We start from the raw sequence: 22036 nt of genomic DNA, 5'->3' as shown, positions 1-22036 counted from the left end.
TCGGCGTCATTGGATCGGCACCGCTTTGATGGTTGCGCGTGGGCCGGAGCTCGGTAACACCGCCGGCACACCCTGCGCCGCCGTCGGCAACTGTGGCGCCTGCATGTCCGGCATCGCCCAGCTGCGTTCCGGCTGCAAACCGCCCTGCGCGCGGCGCATAAAGTCGTAGCGATTAAGCGTGATGCTGCGCCCCGCTTCGCTGTCACGGATGATGTACGGGCGCAGGAACACCATCAGGTTGGTCTTGGTAATCGCCCGGCGTTCGTTGCGAAACAGCGCGCCGATTCCTGGAATCGTCGATAACCACGGCACCGCGTCGTTGCTCTGGCTGTAACCGTCCTGCAGCAACCCGCCGAGCACCATGATCTGCCCGTCGTCGAGAAGAATGCTGGTGTCGATCGCGCGTTTGTTGGTGACGATCCCCGCAGAATTGGCACTGGCCGAAGCCCGCTCATCAATGCTGCTGACTTCCTGATAGATATCGAGCTTGACCGTACCGCCCTCGGAAATCTGCGGGCGCACATTGAGCTTCAAGCCGACCTCTTCACGGGTCACGGTCTGGAACGGGTTATTGCTGGTGCCGCCGCCCCCAGTGACATAGCTGCCGCTGACAAACGGAATAGTCTGGCCCACAAAAATACTCGCCGCCTCGTTGTCGAGGGTCAGCAGGTTCGGCGTCGACAACACGTTGGTGCCGCCCTTGCTCTTCAACGCCCGAGCCAGCACTTTCAGATCAAGAATCTTGCCGATCCCGGGAATGTCGACAGTGCCGTTGACGTAGCCCAGGTTCAAACCTTGCGGCAGCACGTCGATGCTGGTCTTGCCGTTGGTGTTGAGTCCCGAACCGCCCAAATTGGCGCCGCCGATCACGCCTTTGCCGCCGAGATTGCCGGTCTGCCATTGCACGCCGAACTCGCTGGCATCGTCCTCGCCGACTTCGACGATCAGGCTTTCGATCACCACTTGCGCGCGGCGCTGGTCGAGCAGATCGATGACTTCGCGCAAGTTGCGATATAACGGTTCCGGCGCGGAAATCAGCAAAGTGTTGGTGGTGGCGTCGGCCTGAATGGTCACGCCGCCGGCACTGAAGGCGACGTTCTGCTCACTGCTTTGTGTGCCGCCACTAGCGGTTGCGCTGCCACTGCTGCCCTGCGCATAACTGCCGCCCGCGCTGCCGCTGCTATTAGTCGATGTGGTGCCACTGGTTTGCGTACCGCTCTGGCCGTTCTGCCCAGCGCCACCAGTGCTTGCACCCATCGCACTGAGCACCGAACGCGCACTGTCGCTGGTGCCGCTGTCACTCTCACCGGTGAGCAAACCGCGCAAGGCCTGCGCCAGTTTCGCCGCTTGCGCGTTACGCAGATAAACCACATGCAGATTGCTCGGATTGCTCTGCGCGTTATCCAGTTTGTAAATCAGATTACGCGCCAACTCCGTGCGCTCCGGACTGCCAGCGCGAATGATGATGGTGTTGGAACGCGGATCACCAATTACCGCAATTTTCTGCGTCGGATCATTGCCCGGCGCATCGAGCAGATCAGCCACCATTGGCGCGATGTCAGCGGCGATGCCGTTCTGAATCTGCACCACATCGGTATCAATCGCGCTCGGCGAATCAATGCTCGCAATCAACTGCGCAACACGGGTCAGGTTCTCCGCGTAATCGGTGATAACGATGGTGTTGTTGCCCGGATAGGCGTTGATCGGATTGTTCGGCGACACGATCGGCCGCAGCACCGGAATCAGGTTCACCGCATTCTCGTATTGCAGACGAAACGTGCGCGTGAGCATGCCGTTGCCGGCCGGTTTGTCGGCGCTGTAAATCGGCCCGCCGAGCAACTTCGCATCCGCCTCCGGCACCACCTGCGCCACACCGCCAACATCGACCACACTGAAACCCTGCATGCGCAACGCCGCCAACAACATGTCGTAAGCCCGCCGCGCCGGCACCTGACCTTCCGAGACCAGCGTCAACGTGCCCTTCACCCGAGGGTCGACCAAAAACTGCTGCCCGGTGGAACGCGCCAACGCCCGCACCACCGCTTGAATATCGGCGTCGACAAAATTCAGCGTCACCGGCTGATCACCCAAAGGATTGCTCGGCAAGGCAATGCCCGACGCCGCCGCACCACTGCGCGCACTCTTGCTGATGTTGTGCAATTGCTTCGGCGCCGGTCGCGCCTGCGCTTGTGCGCGCTCGCGGTCGAGCACCGCGTCGCCGCTACGCTGGGTGTTGGCCAGCGGCCGGCCCAGTTCACTGTCGACCAGCAACGGCGGCTGATTCTGCGGCGTGGTGCTGGTGTTACTGCACGCGCTCAACGCCATCAGCAACATCGGCAACGCCAGACGTGCCGGTTTGGATCCTGACCCCTTCATGAAGCTTCCTTAGCGCCCAGCGCCTGATCCATGCGAACGGTGCCTGACAAAGTGCCGGCAGTGACTTCGGTCGAGGGGTTGTCTGCGCGTTGCAAACGGGCCTCGACCACTTGCAGAGAGAGTTGTGCCGGGTTGCTCAGCAGCCAGTCGAGCACGGCGTCGGCCGGTGCTGCGTCGAAGGTCAACTGCCAGGCGCCCTGTGCCTCCTGTAATTGGTAATGACCCGCCAAGCCACCGGCCTGAAGGGTTTGCTCCAGCGACTGCGCCACGCTCTGCCCGTCCGGTCGCACGCTGACTTCACGCAACAGCACTTCCAGCGCTTCGGTCTGGGCGCGCAGCTTTGGCGTTTCGGTTTGCCAATAGGCGATTTTCTTCAGCGGCGGCTGGATCAGCGCCACCCACAACAGCAGGCCGATCAGCGCTATGGCCATGCCGCCTACCATGCGTTTTTCACGCAGGGCCAACGGCTGCCAACGCGCCTGCAACTGGGCGTTAAAGCGTTGCCACTTGGCGCGGTACAGCGCGAGCGAGGCCTTATTCATCTTCTTCTGCTCCGCCGCTGTCATCGCTGTCGCTTGGGCTGGCTTCAGTGGCCGGACGCAACGTCCATCCCTCGTCGTCTGCCGTCACGCTGATACCGGCCTGGGCCAAGGTGCTTTGCCACTCCTGATCATTGCCGCCGCGACGGGCTTCACTCAGCAGACTCAGTTGCAAGGTGCCGTCGACAAACGCCAGCCGCTCGACACTGCCGGCCATCGACGGCATGCCGCTGCCCGCCTGCAACACCAGCCGATTGAACGTCTGCGCCGGATCATCCGCCGCGCCCTTCTGCCGCGCCGCCAGTTGCTGACGGGCCTGTTGCAACGGGTTGAGAATCACCGGCAACTCGGGGAATGCCTGCTTTACCCGCAGGTTCATTTGCATTTTCAACCGTTGGCCCTGCCCGGCTTCGCGAGCGGCATACAGATTCAAACCGATCACCCACACCGCCACGGCCAACGCCGACAAGCCAATGGCTCGACCCCAACCGCGATGCTCGATTTTTTGTTGCTGGACTGCGCCATGCAATCCCCAACCCGGTAGCGGCCCAGTCCAACGCTGCGCATCCGCCATCGGCAGTTCAGCACCCGGCGGCGGTTGCTCACCGACCCAGTGCAAAGTGACGCCCGGTTCCCAAACCACACCGTCGAGTCCGTCATCGAACAACGGCTGCACCCGCGCCGCTTGCACGCTATCGCGCAGCAACAAATGCCCGTCCTGCACGCACGCGACGGTGCCGGGCAGCACCGGCAACCGATACGGCGCTGGGTAGAGACCGCGCAGGTTCAGCCCAGCGCTTTTGAGCAACTGGCCAAAATGCAACAAGTGCTGCCGAGGCGCCCAGGCGATCTGCACCTGCCCGGCCTCGTCCCGCGAACTGTGCGCGATGTGCATCTCACTGCTGTCGCCCAGCATCAACGCCTGCGCCGCACATTGCACCGCCGCAACAATCTTGTTGGCGGGCAGCGGCGGCAAATCTAGACTCGCCAACAGGCTGTCAGCCGGGTGCAGAAAACACACCAGCGGCGGCAGTTTCGACTGCTGACTCAACTGGCTCAGACTGTGGCGTTCTTCGCGCGTGACCTGGCCCTGACGATCCAGCCACGCGCAGTGCAATTCACTCTGCAGATCCAGTTCCGCCAAGGGCGGCAACGCCACTTTCAACTGGCTCATACGCCCACCCGCGACCAGATCACCTGCGGCAAGCGGTCCTGGCTGCGATGCAGCAACGCCTCAAGACTGACCCGCCGCTGATCACGCCGCGCCTCGCCGCGCAGGCGAAACCAATCACTGGTGATGCCGACCTTGACGCTGGTCAGCTCTAGTTGCGGCATGCGCAAACGGTTAACGAAATCGCCACGGTTGATAAACCAGCGCCCGGCATCGCGCTCGGCGATCAGCGCATTCGCGCGCTCCAGCGACAGCCCCGGCACATACGCGGCCAAGACCGGCGCGGTGGCAGTGTTGCCATTGAGCCAAGTGGTCGCGGGAATCACCGTCAGGTACGGCGCCAGTTTGCCGATCACCGCCTCATTCACACCGTCGACACTGCGCAAATCATCGATGCTGCGCAGCATCGGCAACGTCGGCTTCTGCGGTTTGTGTGAAGCGTTGGGCGAGGTGGCGCGACCACTGTCGAAACCACTTTTCGGCGCCTCGGCAATCTGCGCATTCAGCAGTCGCGGGTAGGACGCGATCACCCGCTGACTGATGCGCTGACTCAACCCGGCACTGACCCCGATCAACTCGCACAAGCGCTGAAACGCCGCGACCTGCGCCTCATCGACCCGCTCGTTGGCCACCAGATTGCGCAGGTTGAACTTGCCCTGCTCATCCTCCAGTCGCCCCTCAAAACCTTGCGCGGAGAGCCGCTGCGCCCACGGCTGATCGAGCCGGGTCAGCGGATCGCGCTGACGTGCATCCCAGAGCAATTGACGGCTGATCTCCAACCCGCCCAGCACCAGCCAACGCCCCTGCACGCGCTGCTGATCCGCCTCCAGCGCCCGGGTCGACACGCTCTGGCGCGTCAACATGCCCGCCGCAATCACCGCCACCACAGCCGCAATCAACAACGCGCTGATAATCGCCATGCCCTGTTGCTTCGCCCCCTCAGGCGAGCGGCTGTTCATGGCCGGCCTTACAACTGCCAGGAACCGATATCGGCATTTACGCCGTCGCCGTCAGGCTGACCGTCGGCACCGAGGGAAAAGATGTCGATCTCACCATTGGCGCCGGGGTTGAGGTACTGATAAGGACGCCCCCACGGATCGTTCGGCAAGCGCTCCAGGTACGAGCGCCAATTGCTGTTCTTCGCATCCGCCGGCCGCTCCACCAACACCTTCAGCCCTTGGTTCATGCTCGGATAAGTGCCGTGATCGAGGCGATACAACTTCAACGCCTGCATCAACCCACCAATATCCTGCTTCGCCGCCGTCGCCCGCGCCTGATCCGGCCGGTCGAGCACCTTGGGCACCACCATCGCCGCGAGAATCCCCAGAATCACCACGACCACCATGATCTCGATCAGGGTAAAACCCTGCTGCCCACGCGGCGTGCGCATCGGTTGCTGAAGCGATTTGAAAGGTGCGATATCCATCTCGACATTCCCTGGCTTGATTCGATTCGACGCGCAGTGTTGCAAGAAGATATGTCAGTGATGTTGAAAATCCTCGGGTGTTTTCGTCGTCAAGCTTTCAAGGACGCGGGTTAGCGTCGAGGGCTGGGTTTTGGTTTTGGGCCACTTATGCGTGCGCGTTCGCGGGAAGAAGGTTTCACGTTGATTGAGGTGCTGGTGGCGCTGGCGATTATTGCCGTGGCGATGTCGGCGGCTGTGCGCGTGGCGGGGTTGATGACGCAGAGTAGCGGGGTTTTGCGGGATCGGTCGGTGGCGATGATTGCGGCGCAGAGTCGAATGGCAGAGTTGCGGTTGGAAGGCAAGTTGCCGATGGGTATAAAAGCTCAGGATTGTGATCAGGGGCGGTTGTTGTTGCGGTGTGAGCAAGTGATTGGTGCGGCGGAGAATGGGCGGTTGCTCAAGGTTGGGATTCGGGTGTTTGACCGGAGTCAGGATGCGCCGCCGTTGGCCAGGCTTGAGACCTTGTTGTCACGAACGGAAAGCCCCTCACCCTAGCCCTCTCCCGGAGGTAGAGGGGACCGATTCGGGGATGTTCTGAAGCTTCACCGACTTGAACGTCTTTCATTGAATCCACAATTGCCAAGCTCGCAAACCCAAATCGAAGAGCCTTCACCAAAGCCATAATCACCCAGATCTTCCAGGTCAATGTACCCCGCAACACACCTCGGTCGGCCCCCTCTCCCTCCGGGAGAGGGCTGGGGTGAGGGCCGCTTCTAATCACGAATTCCCCAGAATCACCAAAGCCATAATCACCAAGATCTTTCAGGTCAATGTACCCCGCAAGACACCTCGGTCAGCCCCCTCGCCCTCCGGGAGAGGGCTGGGGTGAGGGCCGCTAACTACTTGCGAATTCCCCAGAATCACCAAAGCCATAATCACCAAGATCTTCCAGGTCAATGTGCCCTGCAAGACACCTCGGTCGGCCCCCTCTCCCTCCGGGAGAGGGCTGGGGTGAGGGCCGCTAACTACTTGCGAATTCCCCAGAATCACCAAAGCCATAATCACCAAGATCTTCCAGGTCAATGTGCCCCGCAAGACACCTCGGTCGGCCCCCTCTCCCTCCGGGAGAGGGCTGGGGTGAGGGCCGCTAACTACTTGCGAATTCCCCAGAATCACCAAAGCCATAATCGCCAAGATCTTCCAGGTCAATGTACCCCGCAACACACCTCGGTCGGCCCCCTCTCCCTCCGGGAGAGGGCTGGGGTGAGGGCCAGGGTTTCCAGCTAGCGGTCACTTGGCAGCAACGCTCTCAAGCGCCGTGCCCTCAGCGACGCCCCATTTGTTGAAACCATAGCCAAGTACCGTTGCGATCAAAATGAAGACGGACAGGCTCGCCAGCGGAGGAAAGGGTGCGACGGCGAGCAGCACGCTGACGACGCCAGCCGTCACGAACATGAGGGTGCCGCCCGCCGCCGACGAGGCCCCCGCTTTCTCGCTGAACATCTCCATGGCCCTGGAGGCGGCTGCGGGTCTGACCAGTGTCGTTCCTAGCGTACAGATGATCATCGGGATGGCCACTGTGGCGATGGAGAGTTGGAACTGAATCAACCCCACCATGATCAGGCCGGACAGCCCGGAGATAGCCAATCCCACCTTGATTTGAGTGTCGATCGTCAGTGTTCTGGATAACCGGGTAGCCAATAACCCGCCCACCACATAGGCGCCTCCGTAGGCCAGTAGCACAAATGAGTACGTCAACGAGGACACCCGGAGCGTTTCGAGAAAGATGATGGGAGAAATAGCAATGAATCCAAAATGACAGGAAAAGGCCATAGCCGATGTCATCCACGAATACACGAAAGGTTTAAAGCTGAAGATATCCGCATAACGCTTGAGAATTTCCAGCTTTTGCGATCGCGACGTGAGCGACTGATCCGGTAATTTGGGAAAAAACCACAGTGTTTGCCCCAGCAAGATCACAGCCAGGACAGCAAACACGTAGAAACTCCCCTGCCAATTCAGGGCGTACTGCAGATACGTCCCAAACAACGGCGAGAAGGAAATACAAATTCCGCTTAACGACAGCATGTAAATGCGAATCCGCTGTCGATCTTCAGCCGTGAAGACATCCTGAACAATCGCTTGCGCCAACACAAAGCATCCGCATCCTGCGCCCTGCACGACTCGCGCCAAGGCAAACTGCACTTGCGTGCTCGACAGCAGGCAGCCAGTAATACCCAGGAGCGATACCACTAAGCCGAGTTTGAGCATGATAGGTCGGCCATACTTGTCGGACAGCGGCCCTACAACGATTTGCGAGATCGAGAACCCCACCGCAAATGTCGCCACAAAGTATGTGACTTCATTGACCTTCATTCCAAACGCATCCGCCAGAGCCGGATAAGACGGCAGTAATACATCGAGCGGGAATACGCCAAGTGCAACCATGACCGACAGCAGGAAAAGTGCAGAGGCCTTTGAAGGCGATTTGAGTTTAACGTTCACCGTAGTCTCCCTTTGGCTGTCATTCGATAAGCCCTGCCTCGGCAAAGCGCTTCACGTTCATCGGTTCTTTGAAAAAACCACTGCGTTTCATCGCCGTTATCGTTGCGGTACATCCAGCTCTGGCCCTGGCACGATGAGGCGCGTTGCCTTGCTGCCTTTCATGGATAACCTGCGCACTGGCGGCATCAACGCCCACCAGCTTCAAGTTTTCGTACAACCACGTTTCATGCAGCCTGAAAAATTCGAAGATGGCTTTAACGATAAAGTCCGCCATGAATGTTTTCTGAGCGTCCGAAGCACCCTGCCAAACAATGGTAAAAAGATGTGAAAAATAAAGTGAGTGTTTGAGTTCATCCTCAAGATGATCACGCAGCATTCGGTAGACGGGCGTATAAACCGTTGACTTGGAGATCTTCAGGAATTCTTTGGTAATCACAGTTTCAGAAACAAACCCAACAACAAACCAGGCTAATTCGGTATGGGCAGGCTCTACCGAGTTAACAAGCGCCCGGATGTTCTGCACGCGTTCCGAGGCAATTTCCCGATTGGCAATTCCGTAAATAGCGCTGACTTGATTGGCGACATCTGCCGACATCACTGCATGGTAGGCCTCATCGGCATATAACTTGAGTCCTGTGAGTTTCAACGCTGGAGACAAACCCAAACCGATTCGATCATGAGCAATGGTTGTGATCGAGCGATTGACAATGCGGGTCTCTAACTCAGTGGTGTAGTCGAGGAACATCACCAGATATCTTGCCAATATCGCCTGCCGGACTGCGTCTCCATGGCAATGAACAGCCTCGTCAGCCAACCAGGGAGTTGCCGTCGGCACAAACCAGTCTTTGTGCTGTTCGCCGCCCTGCGCCCAACCCGACAGGTCATAGGCGTTAGGCCGCGTGCGCACGGTGGCGGCCTCGTTTCAGTCCGAGAAGACCATCAACGCATCGTTGTCGATTGAGCACTCTTGCTTAATCATTTTCTCGTGCGCCTCCGCTGGCATGCAGCGCTTCCAAAGCCACCGGCATGTCCCTGCCGGTGCTAACCCCGGCACCGACAAACAACAAAGGAGCTGACTGATGGGAATCGCCCAGAAACGGCTCCAGACAAGCCTCATCAATAGCGGCAGAGACCCACGTCCCAAGGCCCAGTGCAGTTGAAACAAGCTGCACGGTCTGGGAAATATGACCGGCGTCCAGCAGCGCGACACGGTAGGCCCTTGAGTGCGGATACTTCCACCATAGCCGGTCAAACTGGCACGTCAGAAAAATACCGAACGGAATATCTTCCGCGAAAAATTGGCCGTTGAGTGCATGACCCAAACTGAAATCGTCATCGGTTTTTATGGATTCCAACTGGTGTTCGACAGGATTGTAGTAATAAAACCCACGCGGGATCTGCGCGACATTGTTGATGTAAACATATCCCTCAATGGCATTGAGTCCGCCACCTGATGGGCTACTTCTGCGATGGCGAAGTTCATCGGGACACAGCAGACTGGTCGCAAGACTGCGGGAAGGAAGATACGCCAGCGAATAATAAAGGATCGACTCTATCTGTTGCTTCGTGAGCGCCACAGGAAGGAACTCCCTGACGCTGCGCCGCTTTAACAAAGTACTTTGCAAGTCAAAATTCTGAGTAGTGACCGGTTGTGTTAGAGCTATACATTGCCCTTTATCTTTATCCTGACTCTCATGCCTTAACCTCGGCACAGGAACAGTAAAGGCTTCGTCACATGCCGATTGGTAGGCTATCGCCCATTCATCGACACTTTCTGGTCGCGACGCATAGTCGATCTTGCTGGTACCAACGTGAAAGATGCGGGAAAGATCATCCCAGCCCCAGTCCATTGCGGGAAATCCGCTCTCTGACACTACTCCGGCGGCCAGCAATTCCTGGTCGATCGAATCTTGTGTATCCGGCTCTTCGTCCGGGTTTTGGCTGAGATGCAGTAAACGACAAAGATACTGAGGAGAGATGGAATATTGCTTGTGTGCCTGGTAGTCCCATAGCACCAATTGCTTATTCTTGATCAGAAAAAAAATATTATCACTAATAAAGGATGGCACTTCTCTCGTCCTTGAGACTGGCAAAAACAAAAAGCCCGGAAGAACTTCTTCCGGGCCCTGACATCACTTGACGGTGGTTTTAACCGGACCTGCTGCTTGAGTCCAGTTAGCCAGGGTTTTCGATTCGAGATTAATAACGGTCATGACATTCTCCTTATCTTCAATGAAGCCGAACCATTCGGCGAAGTGAGATTTAAACAAATAAAAACAACTGTCAAGAATGAAAACCAAAAAAACTTTATGTGCTTAACTTGGTGCGCAACTGTTATACAACCGCACCGTGATAGTGCCGCGAAAGTCTCCGATTCCGGCCAGTTCACCATTGTCTGACAATTTAAGTGCGCCATTGCAGCGCACACTTGCAAAGCATATGAATTGCCCTGAATTTCACAAACGCCGCTCAGCCTGAACTGACACCAACCAAATGACAGAAAGGCGTGCGGTTGGATTGCGTCCTTATCATCGGTCGGCGAGGTAACTGCCATGACAACGCTCGGCGCAGGGACGGGGAAAACAGGCTATTGCCTGTCGAATGCTCGACCATTTCCAGAAGCGCGTATCCGCCACAAGCGGTCAGCGCATGAGAATGGTATCGTCCACTCCTTTTCAATATTTCTGACAGATTATGAATAGAGCCAAATCCTCAATCCGGACCATTGTTTCCGCACCAGGCATCCCTGAATCCGATGTGAGACGCCATCGCTATGCTTTTGTGAGTCTTCGACCTTGCTCTCGCTGAAGGATGTCTACATGCCCAACGCATCGCAGAACGCGCGACTCACTGAGTTGCTGACGATGAGCGAAGCCAGTATTGACAGGGCTGAAACCAACGCCGACCTCCTGAACGTGATCCATGAGTTCGCCTTGTACAACGGCCCGCTCGAATTCGATCGCACACGCGCATGGTGGTGTTTCGGCACCGGCCTGTTATTGCTTGCGATCGCTGTGGTCCTTTATTGGATTGGGAACATCCATAGCGTCGCTCTGTTCTTTTACCGGTTGGAAATTGATCCCGACTCGTTCGGCATGAGTACTGGTTTTCTCGGCATCGTGATTGCCGTTTGGAGTCTGGCATGGATGAAATCCAAATCTGATCGGTTGCCGTCGCTCAGTAAAAGAATTGCTCGACTGTCATCCTACTTCCACAACGGACTGACTTTCCTGAGAGAAGACTCGGCCGCAACCCTCAAGGGGCTGGACACGGAATTTGGTGATTACCGCCGGGGCGACTACAGCCGCAAGTTGGTCGAGTCGATACAGGGTGAATTTACCGGCACGTTGCGCAGCCTCCCTTTCACGTACCGCCAGTTGCACTATGTCAACCGACGCGAGGTGCATACCACGGTTACCGACGAAAAGGGCAATACCAAAACCGAGACTCGAGTGGTTTATGACCACTACGATCGCTACAGTTTGGTCATCGACTTTCCATGGGTCACCGGAATATCGGTCAGATCGGATCACCACTCACAGAACGACTATTCGCACCCCATGGACACGGCTTCTCCGGATTTCAATAAAGCGTTCCGTTTGACCGGTCGCAGCGAGATGCTTTGTGCGAAATTCATCAAGCCTTCGACGGTGCTCCACTTGCTGAAGCTGTTCGACATCCTTGATCGTCCAAACCTGGAGTTCTCCGACAGTGGAGAGCTCTGCCTCAGTTTTGAAAGCAGCGACCTGTTCGCGTACGGAGCTCAGTATTCGCTGGCTTCGCCCAACAATTTTTACGAAGAAATTTCTGCCGGTATCGAACTGCCGCGTCTGATGTCAGCGCTCCAATGGAGCCATGCACTCAGTGAGCTGCACGATGACAACTTTACCTTTACCGCCACGCCCCCAAAACAACGCCAAGAGAAGTAAGCCATGGACATTGCACTCATCCTCTCCGCTGTTATCGCTGTCGTCATAATCGTAGCGGGCTTCAGCATCTACAACGGCATTATCGGGGGACACAACCGAGTACAACGTGCCTGGTCGGACGTCCTCGTTTACGAACGCCAGAAGACCAAAGTTCTCGACCAGCTGCAAAAAGTTCTCGCAGATTTCATGGTCTACGAGTCCAGCCTCCTGGAAAAGATCACCGGCCTGCGCAGCGCGGTCAACGCCCTGCCTGCGGGCGCCAATGGCGATGCCCTCACGACCGTTGAAACCGCCACCCGGGAGCTGATGGGTGGCTTGCGCATCGCTTTTGAAGCGTACCCTGACCTGAAAGCATCAGAAGCGGCAAACAACATGATGCGTGAAATTGCCGAACAACAAGAGAACGTCGGCGCAGCCATCACCATCTACAACCGCAACGTCGAACTGTTCAACAACGCCATCGAGATGTTCCCCGGCTCGGTCGTCAATGGCTTGTTCAACAAGAAAACTCGCGTTACGCCATTCACCGATACCGAAGCTTCACAGAGTTTCTCTTACACCCCGAATATCTAACCTGCGTTAAGCATCGAACCATCACCCGTGAGGGTGGTGGTCGATCACCTGCCTTCTTGAATAGATTCGCCGCTGATTTTTCCAGGCGCAATGCCGAAAGCAACAACAAACCAAATGAAAACGCCGCAGGAAAGTAACCGACCCGCTCCCACACGTTTCAGCGTCGTACACAACATCTGCAATCAGCACAAAACCCTGTGGGAGCGAGCCTGCTCGCGAAGACGCCAGAACGGATACCCGGTCAATCACCAGGTGATCCCGGCACCCGCATCACTCCGGCAATTGCAAATTATCCAGCGCCCGATTCACCGCCAACTCTCCGAGCATGATCAACTGCGCAATCCCCGCCAGCGCATGGCGCTGCGATGCCGGCAACAGGCTGGAGACGTTCTGGGCGATGGTTTTGGCCGAAGCGAGTGTTGCACTGGCATCGACCAGCAGTTCTTCGGTTTTATTGTCCGCCGTCACGGCGTACATCCCACGGTTTTTACGTGGGGGCGGCGCGGAACCGGGTGGACAGAGGTAATGGTCGAGCGCGCGGTCGGCGGCTTCGTGGAGTTTTTTGGAATCGATGGATTTGTAGGGAGACGTGCAGTTAGATTCGGGCGGATTGGGTGTTGGTTTGATCATGGTAAAGCTCCTTGATGACTGGAGCCGCCACCGTTCGCGGTCAAACAAACAGGGTGGCAGCTGTACGCGGGTTGACCGACCGGACATCAAGGAATCCGGCACACCCGAAGGTGTCCCACGCACAGCCACCGCGACATGATTTCAGACAATGCCTGAACACGTGCAGAACGCTGGCGCGCCTTGATATTGGGCGGACGGTCAAATCCGATCACTGATTCGTCAGCGACCGGACCACAATAGAATCCGCCCCCAAGGCGCACAAGCCGGCGAATTCTGGCGTAGCTGTAGGCAAAGGCGCAAGGATAGGTAGCCTGCGAGAGTGTTTGGAGATGTCTTTTTAAACGTTGGTGTTTATCGGAATCCTCATTGCGTCTCGGATCCCACGACAGAACCGTCCCCTGCCCCAACAGACGAAAGAAAATGGCCGAGATTGCCAGTCGTAACTGACAACCTCGGCCATATAAACAGTTCTATTTCTTCCAGCACATATCGACGTCATCCTGAGTACTCAGGTCTGTATCAATACCCAACCGGTACCAGCAATAATCAATAATCCACCCCCGCTCCTCCGCCGTCAGGCGCTCTACCTTCCTTATCTCTCCATCATTGGCGTGGATGTTGTAGAACTTCATCTGAAACGTGGGGTGCTTCTTGATGAAGACGATCGTCTCGATGTCTCCGTCCTCAAGAGCTTCGTAGTAACCGACGTAAAGCATGGTGCCAATGGCGACGATCGCTGCGATTAAAAGCTTATTCATTACTATCACACCAGCTAATTCTAAAATCTTCTACCGCCACTGTGCACATTTAGCTATAGCCTATTTCGCTGGCCTATCCTTTGCTGCAACGAGAACATCAAAAGCTTTCTCATACATACTAAGTGGAGTTTTCCCAAATGTAACAGAGGAAGGTGAAAGTATTTGGAAAATGCTAACAAATTTATCTGGATCGTCATTTGCCGCTAACAACGCGCTCGCCTGTGAATCGTATAATTCCGCGAGCTGAGAGTAGTACCTTATGAACGAAACACCCGTTTGGAAAAGAAGAATTGAAATAGCTATAGCACCAAACGTAAATGCCATAGAAGATATTGCATCCGTCCAGCCCGCCTGCCTATCTTGTACTAATGCCTGCTTAGCATAAGCCGTTTGCGCACGTTCATAAAAAGAAACCAATCGCTCTAACTCACGCATGTAAGCAGAACGTTCATCGAAAGTAAAATTTTTGCTGCTGACTTCTTCCCCATCCATACCCCTACCCATTTCCACGAGACTATCGGGATAAATTTTTTCGAGAAGATCGCTAGACTTCCGTAAGAAAATCCCAGGATCGCGAATTGCATTGGAAGATATTTTTTCGCCGAGCAGTCGATAGGAGAAGTCACCGAGTTGACTTGACGTGTAAACCGCCCCAACAGAAAAACTGATTAAACATATTAGGCCAACAGCGATATAAAACCTCGAACTCCTTGCACGCCGAGCCCTTCGCCTTAAGTCTTCAATTGCCGCACTATAATTCAAAGCCAATACCTATTCCAGAAATATATTTACACACCGACAAACACCCAAAAACAAACTCCAAAGAGAATGATTTATCTTAAAAAACAAATCATCCCCTATATTTATTTCTCCATAATCAGTGGCTGATTATACTGCGGTTTTTTTCAGTTCATGGCGCTATCGTTTCACAAACAAGATCCTGAGGCGCGCCATCCTTAAATGGAACAGTACATTTTTTTAAAAACTCAGGTGCTGGCTCAAGTGGCATTATCTCAAACAAGAACGTCAGCTTCTCTTCTTGAAATTCTCCTTTTTTCAATTCGACTTGGGTGTATCCGTCGAGAAAGCTTTTGCCGTCAATGGAGCATAGCTCTTTTTCCTTAACTATTTTCCCATTCCCCCCGGGCAAGAGCGATTGCACCCGTATGCACGGGGAATCGAATGTCCTCAAATACCTGACGATATATTTACCTATTTTCCCTGCATCTGCTTGGTAGACCCGTTTGTAGTCAAACTCAGCCGCTGTCGCAGATGAAAGACAGGCCAGTCCAAAAACCGTGTACGCTGCCAGACGTAAAATACGCATTAATTACTCTCCAAGTAACTTTTTCTTTCGGCGAACCTATTTGGTGGCACACCTACCCAATTACTATGCTTCGACATTTCTACTTTTATTTTCGCCAGATCATTATCAGTAAAAGGCCTTTGAATGAATTTTCTGGATTCAACGTGATAGTCTCCTCGATATCGAAGATCTACAATGACGTCTTGAATTTTTTTATTAACACCTTCCCATTGCAAGGCACCATATTTCTCTACGTTGCTGGTTGTGCCCGAAATCCTAAAAATATCTTTTTTCATGAATTCATAAACAGATATGAATAACATATATTGTTGCTTTCTTGTTATTACATGTTTTCTGATTTCTTGGCTCGCATTATCTAAATATGTTTTTGCGGCTTGACCATGCAAGCCTTTCGCCCCAACCAACCACGACAAGAGAGGTTCTTTTACTCCGGCATTAATTAAGTCCGCCCTTGGATCAGCCTGTTGACCCAAGTCGTATCCTCGACCAATCGTCACGCCTGACACACCTTCTGGCCAGTGCACGACTCGGCTAAAATATCGATGAGCAGGATGTCCAGCATCTTCAAAGTCGTTCCCCTCGACATTGAATGTTAGTTGTCCGTAAGGCACCTTCAGCCATTTCAAATCATTATCATCGGTCGGAAATGTAAAGTTCCCGAGCAATCCCATTAGATGAAAGTGCCATGCTTTCCCATCAGTCGATAAGCCAGCGTTTTTCCACCACGACAACTTTTCGATTCTTTTTTTCTCATTCACCCAGTTTTGATTCGGCTGTGATGGCGAATGGTTGAGCAGAGGGTCAAGCTCGTCCCATTTTTCAGCGTTCCAAAACCACTCACTTTCATAACGTGTCATGAGTTGTGATATTGATTGAGCATGCCAGAGTTTAGCTAATGCAGAGTGAATCTCTTCTACACTAAATTTATTATCCTTGTTAGTATCTACGATATCGTAAAGCCTTTGCTTGACTGGGCCGTTATCTGCTTGGCTAATTTTGGCACGATAGTTTTCTCGTTCTTCGTTACTGAGTAAGCCTCGTGTATCCAGAAGATGGGCAAGATGCTCAACCGGCTTCCCGCTCTCCTCGATGAATTCAAAACCCTCCCACTCCCAAGGACTATGACGAGTAGTAATCAAGTCCTGCTCACCAAGCCAGCCATTGATCGGATGACCTTCTGCGTCTTCGAGTAAGTTGTCCAAGCGCCACCAGCGAATAGTTTGGGCCGGCGTGCTCGCGGGAAAGGTTTTAGTATCTGACAACTTATAGGTTGCAGGCAGATCCTCAAGAACCCGCTGAGGAATTATAAGATCGGCTCCAACAACTGCCCCTTCCTGACATATATCAGGTGGGTTTCGGGCATTAATACCGTCGTTATGCTTAATCAGCCGACTCGCACCCATGTGGATTTTTAGTAGTGTTTTTTGTGTCTCAGCCAAAGCTTTTGCATGATTTCGACTTTTAGCGATAAACGTTGGTACGTCATCACAGCTAAAAATCTCTAAATGCAGGAGCGACTTTGATTCACTGTCAGTGACGTTTTGATAAGGTCCTAAATGTCCGACTACTTCCCCCGCCTTGACTTTGTAAGGTTCTGGCAAAAGATGAAAAGAATCAGTAACCGGCTTGCTTGGCTGTGCTTGCAAGGCACTAATGGCTACGTAACCATGAATATTTTTGGCACTGTCAGCTGTAAGCGGGAAGGTATCTACGCCCTCGGTGAGACTGCTGATTTTCCGAAGATCTCCGCTGCCGTCTTCCAGAGTGAGCTTCACCCCTAAAGGCAAGACGCCTGTTATCGAGTTTTTTTGTTTCCCCTTTGAGGTTTTATAGACGTTCAACCCTTTCCCAGGCAGCAACCCCGTATTCAAATCATTGGACCGTACGGACACTAAATAGGTGTCGGGACCAGCAGCCTCAAGCTCTCCGGTGTAAACCCATGCCTCACTAATCGTTTGGGGAATGGAGTTCCCTTCAAGCACGGCGCTCAGCTTCTTCCATTTTTCATTGGGGGCGGCCGCTGACTCCGCGGTTCTGATTTTTGCACCTTTGGGCAATATGGCATTTTTGACGCTGTGGGCAGCAGTTCCGGGGGCTCCAGCCCTAGTGTTCAACCCGAGGAAATTATCGGCAGATTTCTCTGCTTTTGGGCTATAGGTCAACGGCCCAAAAAGAGCTGGAGGCAGAGGCGCATCGTGTTTCTGGTAGCCAGCCCAGTCAAGCAAGTGCATGTAGAGGCTGTAAAAAATCAGCTCTCCAACTGGTGGTGCGTTCTCATCTTGATCACTATTTTGGCTCGGTATCTCGAGTCGGTGCCGGATAAGTACGAGTCCTGTGGAATACGGGGCTTGTACAACACGCATATGCTCACCGAAATACTCTGTGACGGGGGCAGTCTCGTCGACTCGATATGCGATTACCTCTCCGTCTGCGATGCAGCGCACTGAGGATTGATCGAGGACATCTCCCGTTCCTCCATCAAAATGAATTCCACCATGCCATGAACCATTAGTACCCATCGGGTAGAACCCGCCGTGGGCCTTCGCCAATGCTTCATAGTATTGCTTGGGATCCTGTGCCTCGACGTGCTGGTTACCTGCTCGCTTTAGCTTGAACGGATATGCCCAGTGTTCGACCTTGCTTTGCTTTTCCATAACTTACTCTTGCTTTCCATTTCCTTTGGTCCGCTCGGTTTTGTATCAAGCTGTTTTGACCGTGACATTTGTGAGGGGCGCCGATAGTAAAGGCATTGGGAAACCCTGAATACCCCTCGTCAAACCATGCTCCCCCGACTTAATCGTATAGGATTCTCTTTCGCTGGCGATGCGCGGGGATTATGAGAAGCCAGGCAGAAGAAATCACCATCGTCGAGCTAAAAAGCGGCTATAGGAACGATCAAATGAAGGCTTCGACCCTCGCATTTTTCGCACTTTATTGCATGGGTATCAGCGCAACGTTTGCCGATGCCTCACAGGCGCTAAACGACCAGCGAGGGCCAGCAGGCATCGTCGTCGGTGAGCGTTTGGTTGCGGTCAAGTCCAAGCTAGTCAAACAAGGATGGAAACCGACGCTGATGCATAGCAACGACGGCTATGAATACAGCGGCGTGGAGAAGGAGCTGGCTACACACAAGTTCTTCGAACTGGATACCTGCTCGTTTGATAGCTCGCGCTGCATCTAGTACTACGCGAAGAAAGGAACTTGCCTACGCGTCGATATCATTGGAGAGCAATTCAATGACATGACGGTGACGCGATGGACCCGCGAATGTCCCGAGGCGCCCCAATAACCACCCGAAGACGACGCGGTAATAATCAACTGCTCCCACAGGTTTCAGCGTCGTACACAACATCTGCAGTCAGCATAAAACCCTGTGGGAGCGAGCTTGCTCGCGAAAGCGCCAGAATGAACACCCGATCAATCACCAGGTGATCCCGGCACCCGCATCACTCCGGCAATTGCAAATTATCCAACGCCCGATTCACCGCCAACTCCCCGAGCATGATCAGTTGCGCAATCCCCGCCAGCGCGTGGCGCTGCGATGCCGGCAACAGGCTGGAGACGTTCTGGGCGATGGTTTTGGCCGAAACGAGTGTTGCACTGGCATCGACCAGCAGTTCTTCGGTTTTGTTGTCCGCCGTCACGGCGTACATCCCACGGTTTTTACGTGGGGGCGGCGTGGAACCGGGTGGACAGAGGTAATGGTCGAGCGCGCGGTCGGCGGCTTCGTGGAGTTTTTTTGAGTCGATGGATTCGTAGGGGGAAACCGAGGCGGTTTCGGGCGGGTTGGGTGTTGGTTTGATCATGGTAAAGCTCCTATTAGAGTGGAGCCGCCATAACTGTCGCTAAACAGAAAGGTGGCGGCTGTACGCAGGTTAGCGAACCGGTTATAGGCACCCGGCAGACCCAAGGGTCTCCCGCATACAGCCACCATAGCGGAGTCGCAGACATTGAATCTGCGACAAAGCATGGAACGCTGATGCACCTAATACAAAAAGTCGAGTCGCTAAACCCGATCGCTGAATCATCAGCGACCGCACCACAATAGAACTCGCCCCCAAGGCGCACAAGCCGGCGGATTCTGGCGTAGCTGTAGGCAAAGGCGCAAGGATATGTAGCCTGAGAGAGTGTCTGGAGATGTCTTTTTAAACATTGGCGTTTATCGAGCCTTATCGCATCCCAATTTTTAAAATCGATCCTGTCACGTGTTGCCAGAGATCACCCGAGCCTGCCACCCCCGCATTGCGACTGCACCCAACAGTCAATCATTAATTTGTAAGTAATTATTGAGCGCTAAGCCTGCCTCGGGCATGCTGCGCGCAGCACATTTACATGGACAGTAAAACTTTATGCACCCCTCCCAGGACATGCCCATTCTTCTCGCGTACACGCTGGACATCCCCGCATTATTTTGGCAGTCGATATCCCCCGCCCCTTATCGACTCCATTCAGGTCAAGAAAAACTGAAACTTTGAAAAGGAACATTTCATGAGTGGCAAACCTGCTGCGCGAGTGACAGATCCAACCAATTGCCCGCTCCCCGGGCATGGCACAAACCCTATTGTCAGCGGCTCGCCCAATGTAAATTTCGACGGCCTTGCCGCCGCTCGAATGACCGACAAATCCGCCTGCGGTAGCCCAATCACGGGCGCCGTCAGCGCTACGGTTTTCATCAATGGGCTGAACGCTGCGACCAAAGACAGTACCGGTGGCCACGGCAACGTGGTTATCGGCGGATCCGGCACGGTCATTATCGGCGACACCGTCGTATCAGCGCCTTTCAGCGGTCTGACGTCGATGCCCGTGCACTTCAGCGACAAGTTCAGGCTTATTGATGACGAGTCAGGAGAGCCGCTAGCTAATCTTGATTACGCCATTCAGCGAGCTGACGGCAGCATTGAGCACGGTGTCAGCGATTCAATGGGGTATACGCACGTAATTAGCTCGCACCTCGCCGAAACGATCCAACTGTTTTTGGAGGATTGAAAATGGATGTAGATAAAACTCAAGAAAACTACCGTGTACAAGGCTCCATGGCCAAAAATATAAACTTCTTTATTTCCACTCTCCAAAACCGCCGCCAGCCGAGCGTCAAAGAAAATAACGGAAGTTTTCTTCATGGCTGAAGTCATTAGCAAAAACGGCCGAAAAATGTCATCTGTAGCTACCAGAACGGTGACGCCTGTCAAAGACTCCAGCCCTAAAGCTGTATCCGTAGACGCAAAGCAACAAAAGAGGCGTGCCGAGAATGCGGAGTTCTTAAAGAATAAAAATGTGAAGGCCTTTCTGGATACGTTGGCAAAAGTCGAGGGTGGCGATTATCACGCGAAATTCGGATATGGTTGGGCAGCTGGCTGGAAATCTGGGAAGTGGACATTCAGTGATGAGTCGACTCACCCAGGACCAGGTTATGGCGGTTCAACTACAGCTTCTGGAAGGTACCAAATCACGAAAGCCACCTGGTCGGAACTCTCCATCAAAGCAATGGGGCTATCTGACTTCAGCCCCGGAACGCAGGACTTGATTGCCGTTGAACTCCTGCGCAACGTGAGTGCCATCGAACCGCTGATCGGTGGCGACTTAAAAACTGCAGTTGGGAAAGCATCAAAAAAATGGGAAGCGTTGCCGATGGGGCCGGGGTTGGCAAATCGACCAATCAATGGAAAGCCTTCCGGCCAACCTTATACTGAGTACGACGAAGTAGAAAAAATATATAAAGGCTTTGGTGGTACTGTTAAATGAAACTAAAAATATTAGCCATCAGCCTTTTATGTTGCGTCAGTTTATTTTCTAGCGCAGCAGACGTTCCTATCAAAGAGGGAATGCCATTTTCGAAAGCCCGAAAAGCGTTGATTAAAAATGGCTGGAAACCGAATCCGTCCTACTCAGGTGAGTTCGGGGTTGAAAACGTCATCCAAAGAGAAGGCTTCAATGAAATCGAGTCTTGCACGGAGGGCGTCCGTTTCTGCAGCTTCAACTACATCAAGAACGGAGCTTGTTTAGGTGTAGGAACTATCGGCGAAGAAGTCAAAGACATGAAAGTTTATTCCTGGAACTTCAAATGCCCTGAAAAGGATTGAAACCAGAAATCGACAACAAAGTGATAACAAAGGGGACTGATTTATTTTATGGAAATAAATCAGTCCCTTTTTTTTGCTCGATAACACATCAAAACGGCACAGGACAGTAGCCGACCGCTCCCACAGGTTCAAGCACCGAACACGATATCCGTGACCAACACAAAACCCTGTGGGAGCCAGCCTGCTGGCGATAGCGGAATATCAGGCAACAGAAACAGCGCATGTGCCATCGCTGCCAGCCCTACTCCGCATCACCCCGGCAATTGCAGATTATCCAACGCCCGATTCACCGCCAACTCTCCGAGCATGATCAGCTGCGCAATCCCCGCCAGCGCCTGGCGCTGCGATGCCGGCAACAGACTGGCAACGTTCTGCGCGAGGGTTTTGGCCGAAGCGAGTGTTTCACTGGCATCGACCAGCAATTCTTCGGTTTTGTTGTCCGCCGTCACGGCGTACATCCCACGGTTTTTACGTGGGGGCGGCGTGGAACCGGGCGGACAGAGGTAATGGTCGAGCGCGCGGTCGGCGGCTTCGTGGAGTTTTTTGGAATCGATGGATTCGTAGGGGGAAACCGAGGCGGTTTCTGGCGGGTTGGGTGTTGGTTTGATCATGAGTGAATCTCCAAATCATAGAAAAGGAGCCATCATCTTTCGCTACCAAACGAAGGGGTGGTGGCCATACGAAGGTTGGTAGACCGGTGACTTGGAGAACCGGCGCGCCCGAAGACGCCCTGCGCATGGCCA

General features: G+C 54.1%; 23 protein-coding genes. 8 read left to right on the top strand and 15 right to left on the bottom strand.

Annotated elements, in window-relative coordinates:
* Positions 1–6 precede the first annotated feature (6 nt).
* Genes gspD through gspG form a run of 5 tightly spaced genes read right to left on the bottom strand, consistent with a single transcriptional unit; the run spans position 7 to position 5512 of the window.
* On the bottom strand, positions 7–2376 hold the full coding sequence (gspD, locus tag ACZZ0G_RS24475; RefSeq protein ID WP_463557856.1) for a type II secretion system secretin GspD: 2370 nt from the start codon (positions 2374–2376) through the stop codon (positions 7–9).
* Positions 2373–2918 (bottom strand): type II secretion system protein GspM, encoded by a 546-nt coding sequence (gene gspM / locus ACZZ0G_RS24470; RefSeq protein ID WP_463557855.1) that lies wholly within the window; start codon positions 2916–2918, stop codon positions 2373–2375. The genes gspD and gspM overlap by 4 nt, the downstream gene beginning before the upstream one ends.
* The gene (gspL, locus tag ACZZ0G_RS24465; RefSeq protein ID WP_463557854.1) at positions 2911–4089 is read right to left on the bottom strand and encodes a type II secretion system protein GspL; all 1179 of its coding nucleotides are present in this window, start codon (positions 4087–4089) and stop codon (positions 2911–2913) included. Before gspL ends, gspM begins: the two co-directional genes overlap by 8 nt.
* Positions 4086–5045 carry a type II secretion system minor pseudopilin GspK gene (gene gspK / locus ACZZ0G_RS24460; protein WP_463557853.1) on the bottom strand — a complete coding sequence of 320 codons (960 nt, stop codon included), beginning with the start codon at positions 5043–5045 and terminating at the stop codon, positions 4086–4088. The genes gspL and gspK overlap by 4 nt, the downstream gene beginning before the upstream one ends.
* A gap of 8 nt (positions 5046–5053) precedes the next feature.
* A complete protein-coding gene (gspG, locus tag ACZZ0G_RS24455) occupies positions 5054–5512 on the bottom strand; it encodes a type II secretion system major pseudopilin GspG (protein ID WP_038368790.1) in 459 nt (152 codons plus the stop codon).
* 147 nt (positions 5513–5659) lie between these two features.
* Here gspG and gspI point away from each other — a divergent pair, with 147 nt between their 5' ends.
* Positions 5660–6046, top strand: a complete 387-nt coding sequence (gene gspI, locus ACZZ0G_RS24450) for a type II secretion system minor pseudopilin GspI (RefSeq protein WP_463557852.1) — start codon at positions 5660–5662, stop codon at positions 6044–6046.
* Positions 6047–6781: 735 nt separating this feature from the next.
* Here the strand turns inward: gspI and ACZZ0G_RS24445 are convergent.
* The 3 genes from ACZZ0G_RS24445 to ACZZ0G_RS24435 form a co-directional block, all read right to left on the bottom strand.
* Positions 6782–7996, bottom strand: a complete 1215-nt coding sequence (locus ACZZ0G_RS24445) for an MFS transporter (protein ID WP_463557851.1) — start codon at positions 7994–7996, stop codon at positions 6782–6784.
* A 19-nt stretch (positions 7997–8015) separates the two neighbouring features.
* Positions 8016–8903, bottom strand: coding sequence for a diiron oxygenase (locus tag ACZZ0G_RS24440; protein ID WP_463557850.1), 888 nt, complete (start codon positions 8901–8903; stop codon positions 8016–8018).
* Positions 8904–8967: 64 nt separating this feature from the next.
* The gene (locus tag ACZZ0G_RS24435) at positions 8968–10065 is read right to left on the bottom strand and encodes a SagB/ThcOx family dehydrogenase (RefSeq protein ID WP_463557849.1); all 1098 of its coding nucleotides are present in this window, start codon (positions 10063–10065) and stop codon (positions 8968–8970) included.
* Between the two features lie 750 nt (positions 10066–10815).
* On the opposite strand from ACZZ0G_RS24435, the gene ACZZ0G_RS24430 reads away from it, so the two are divergent.
* Both ACZZ0G_RS24430 and ACZZ0G_RS24425 read left to right on the top strand, forming a co-directional pair.
* On the top strand, positions 10816–11925 hold the full coding sequence (locus ACZZ0G_RS24430) for a hypothetical protein (protein ID WP_463557848.1): 1110 nt from the start codon (positions 10816–10818) through the stop codon (positions 11923–11925).
* 3 nt (positions 11926–11928) lie between these two features.
* A complete protein-coding gene (locus ACZZ0G_RS24425; protein WP_463557847.1) occupies positions 11929–12498 on the top strand; it encodes a LemA family protein in 570 nt (189 codons plus the stop codon).
* A gap of 270 nt (positions 12499–12768) precedes the next feature.
* Here ACZZ0G_RS24425 and ACZZ0G_RS24420 read toward each other — a convergent pair whose 3' ends face one another.
* From ACZZ0G_RS24420 to ACZZ0G_RS24400, 5 genes are all read right to left on the bottom strand, one after another.
* On the bottom strand, positions 12769–13128 hold the full coding sequence (locus ACZZ0G_RS24420; protein ID WP_463557846.1) for a DUF6124 family protein: 360 nt from the start codon (positions 13126–13128) through the stop codon (positions 12769–12771).
* A 470-nt stretch (positions 13129–13598) separates the two neighbouring features.
* Entirely contained in the window at positions 13599–13886 is a 288-nt protein-coding gene (locus tag ACZZ0G_RS24415; protein ID WP_463557845.1) for a hypothetical protein, read from the bottom strand.
* Between the two features lie 60 nt (positions 13887–13946).
* A complete protein-coding gene (locus ACZZ0G_RS24410) occupies positions 13947–14654 on the bottom strand; it encodes a hypothetical protein (RefSeq protein WP_463557844.1) in 708 nt (235 codons plus the stop codon).
* Between the two features lie 142 nt (positions 14655–14796).
* Positions 14797–15213, bottom strand: coding sequence for a hypothetical protein (locus ACZZ0G_RS24405; RefSeq protein ID WP_463557843.1), 417 nt, complete (start codon positions 15211–15213; stop codon positions 14797–14799).
* The gene (locus tag ACZZ0G_RS24400) at positions 15213–17867 is read right to left on the bottom strand and encodes a lysozyme family protein (protein WP_463557842.1); all 2655 of its coding nucleotides are present in this window, start codon (positions 17865–17867) and stop codon (positions 15213–15215) included. The genes ACZZ0G_RS24405 and ACZZ0G_RS24400 overlap by 1 nt, the downstream gene beginning before the upstream one ends.
* 245 nt (positions 17868–18112) lie before the next feature.
* Between ACZZ0G_RS24400 and ACZZ0G_RS24395 the strand changes: the two genes are divergently transcribed.
* Positions 18113–18394 carry a hypothetical protein gene (locus tag ACZZ0G_RS24395; protein WP_463557841.1) on the top strand — a complete coding sequence of 94 codons (282 nt, stop codon included), beginning with the start codon at positions 18113–18115 and terminating at the stop codon, positions 18392–18394.
* Positions 18395–18659: 265 nt separating this feature from the next.
* On the opposite strand, the gene ACZZ0G_RS24390 is transcribed toward ACZZ0G_RS24395, so the two are convergent.
* Positions 18660–19019 carry a DUF6124 family protein gene (locus ACZZ0G_RS24390; protein WP_463557840.1) on the bottom strand — a complete coding sequence of 120 codons (360 nt, stop codon included), beginning with the start codon at positions 19017–19019 and terminating at the stop codon, positions 18660–18662.
* 682 nt (positions 19020–19701) lie between these two features.
* Between ACZZ0G_RS24390 and ACZZ0G_RS24385 the strand changes: the two genes are divergently transcribed.
* Genes ACZZ0G_RS24385 through ACZZ0G_RS24370 form a run of 4 tightly spaced genes read left to right on the top strand, consistent with a single transcriptional unit; the run spans position 19702 to position 21293 of the window.
* Entirely contained in the window at positions 19702–20199 is a 498-nt protein-coding gene (locus ACZZ0G_RS24385; RefSeq protein WP_034155639.1) for a PAAR domain-containing protein, read from the top strand.
* Positions 20200–20201: 2 nt separating this feature from the next.
* Entirely contained in the window at positions 20202–20339 is a 138-nt protein-coding gene (locus ACZZ0G_RS24380; protein ID WP_463557839.1) for a hypothetical protein, read from the top strand.
* Positions 20332–20955: a lysozyme family protein gene (locus ACZZ0G_RS24375; protein WP_463557838.1), complete on the top strand. Its 624-nt coding sequence runs from the start codon at positions 20332–20334 to the stop codon at positions 20953–20955. Before ACZZ0G_RS24380 ends, ACZZ0G_RS24375 begins: the two co-directional genes overlap by 8 nt.
* On the top strand, positions 20952–21293 hold the full coding sequence (locus ACZZ0G_RS24370) for a hypothetical protein (protein WP_463557837.1): 342 nt from the start codon (positions 20952–20954) through the stop codon (positions 21291–21293). Before ACZZ0G_RS24375 ends, ACZZ0G_RS24370 begins: the two co-directional genes overlap by 4 nt.
* 251 nt (positions 21294–21544) lie before the next feature.
* On the opposite strand, the gene ACZZ0G_RS24365 is transcribed toward ACZZ0G_RS24370, so the two are convergent.
* Positions 21545–21904: a DUF6124 family protein gene (locus ACZZ0G_RS24365; RefSeq protein ID WP_463557836.1), complete on the bottom strand. Its 360-nt coding sequence runs from the start codon at positions 21902–21904 to the stop codon at positions 21545–21547.
* Positions 21905–22036 lie beyond the last annotated feature (132 nt).

The organism is Pseudomonas sp. AC169, assembly GCF_979258515.1.
The sequence above is the reverse complement of the archived record's forward strand: the minus strand, read 5'-3'. Positions and strand labels throughout refer to the sequence as shown.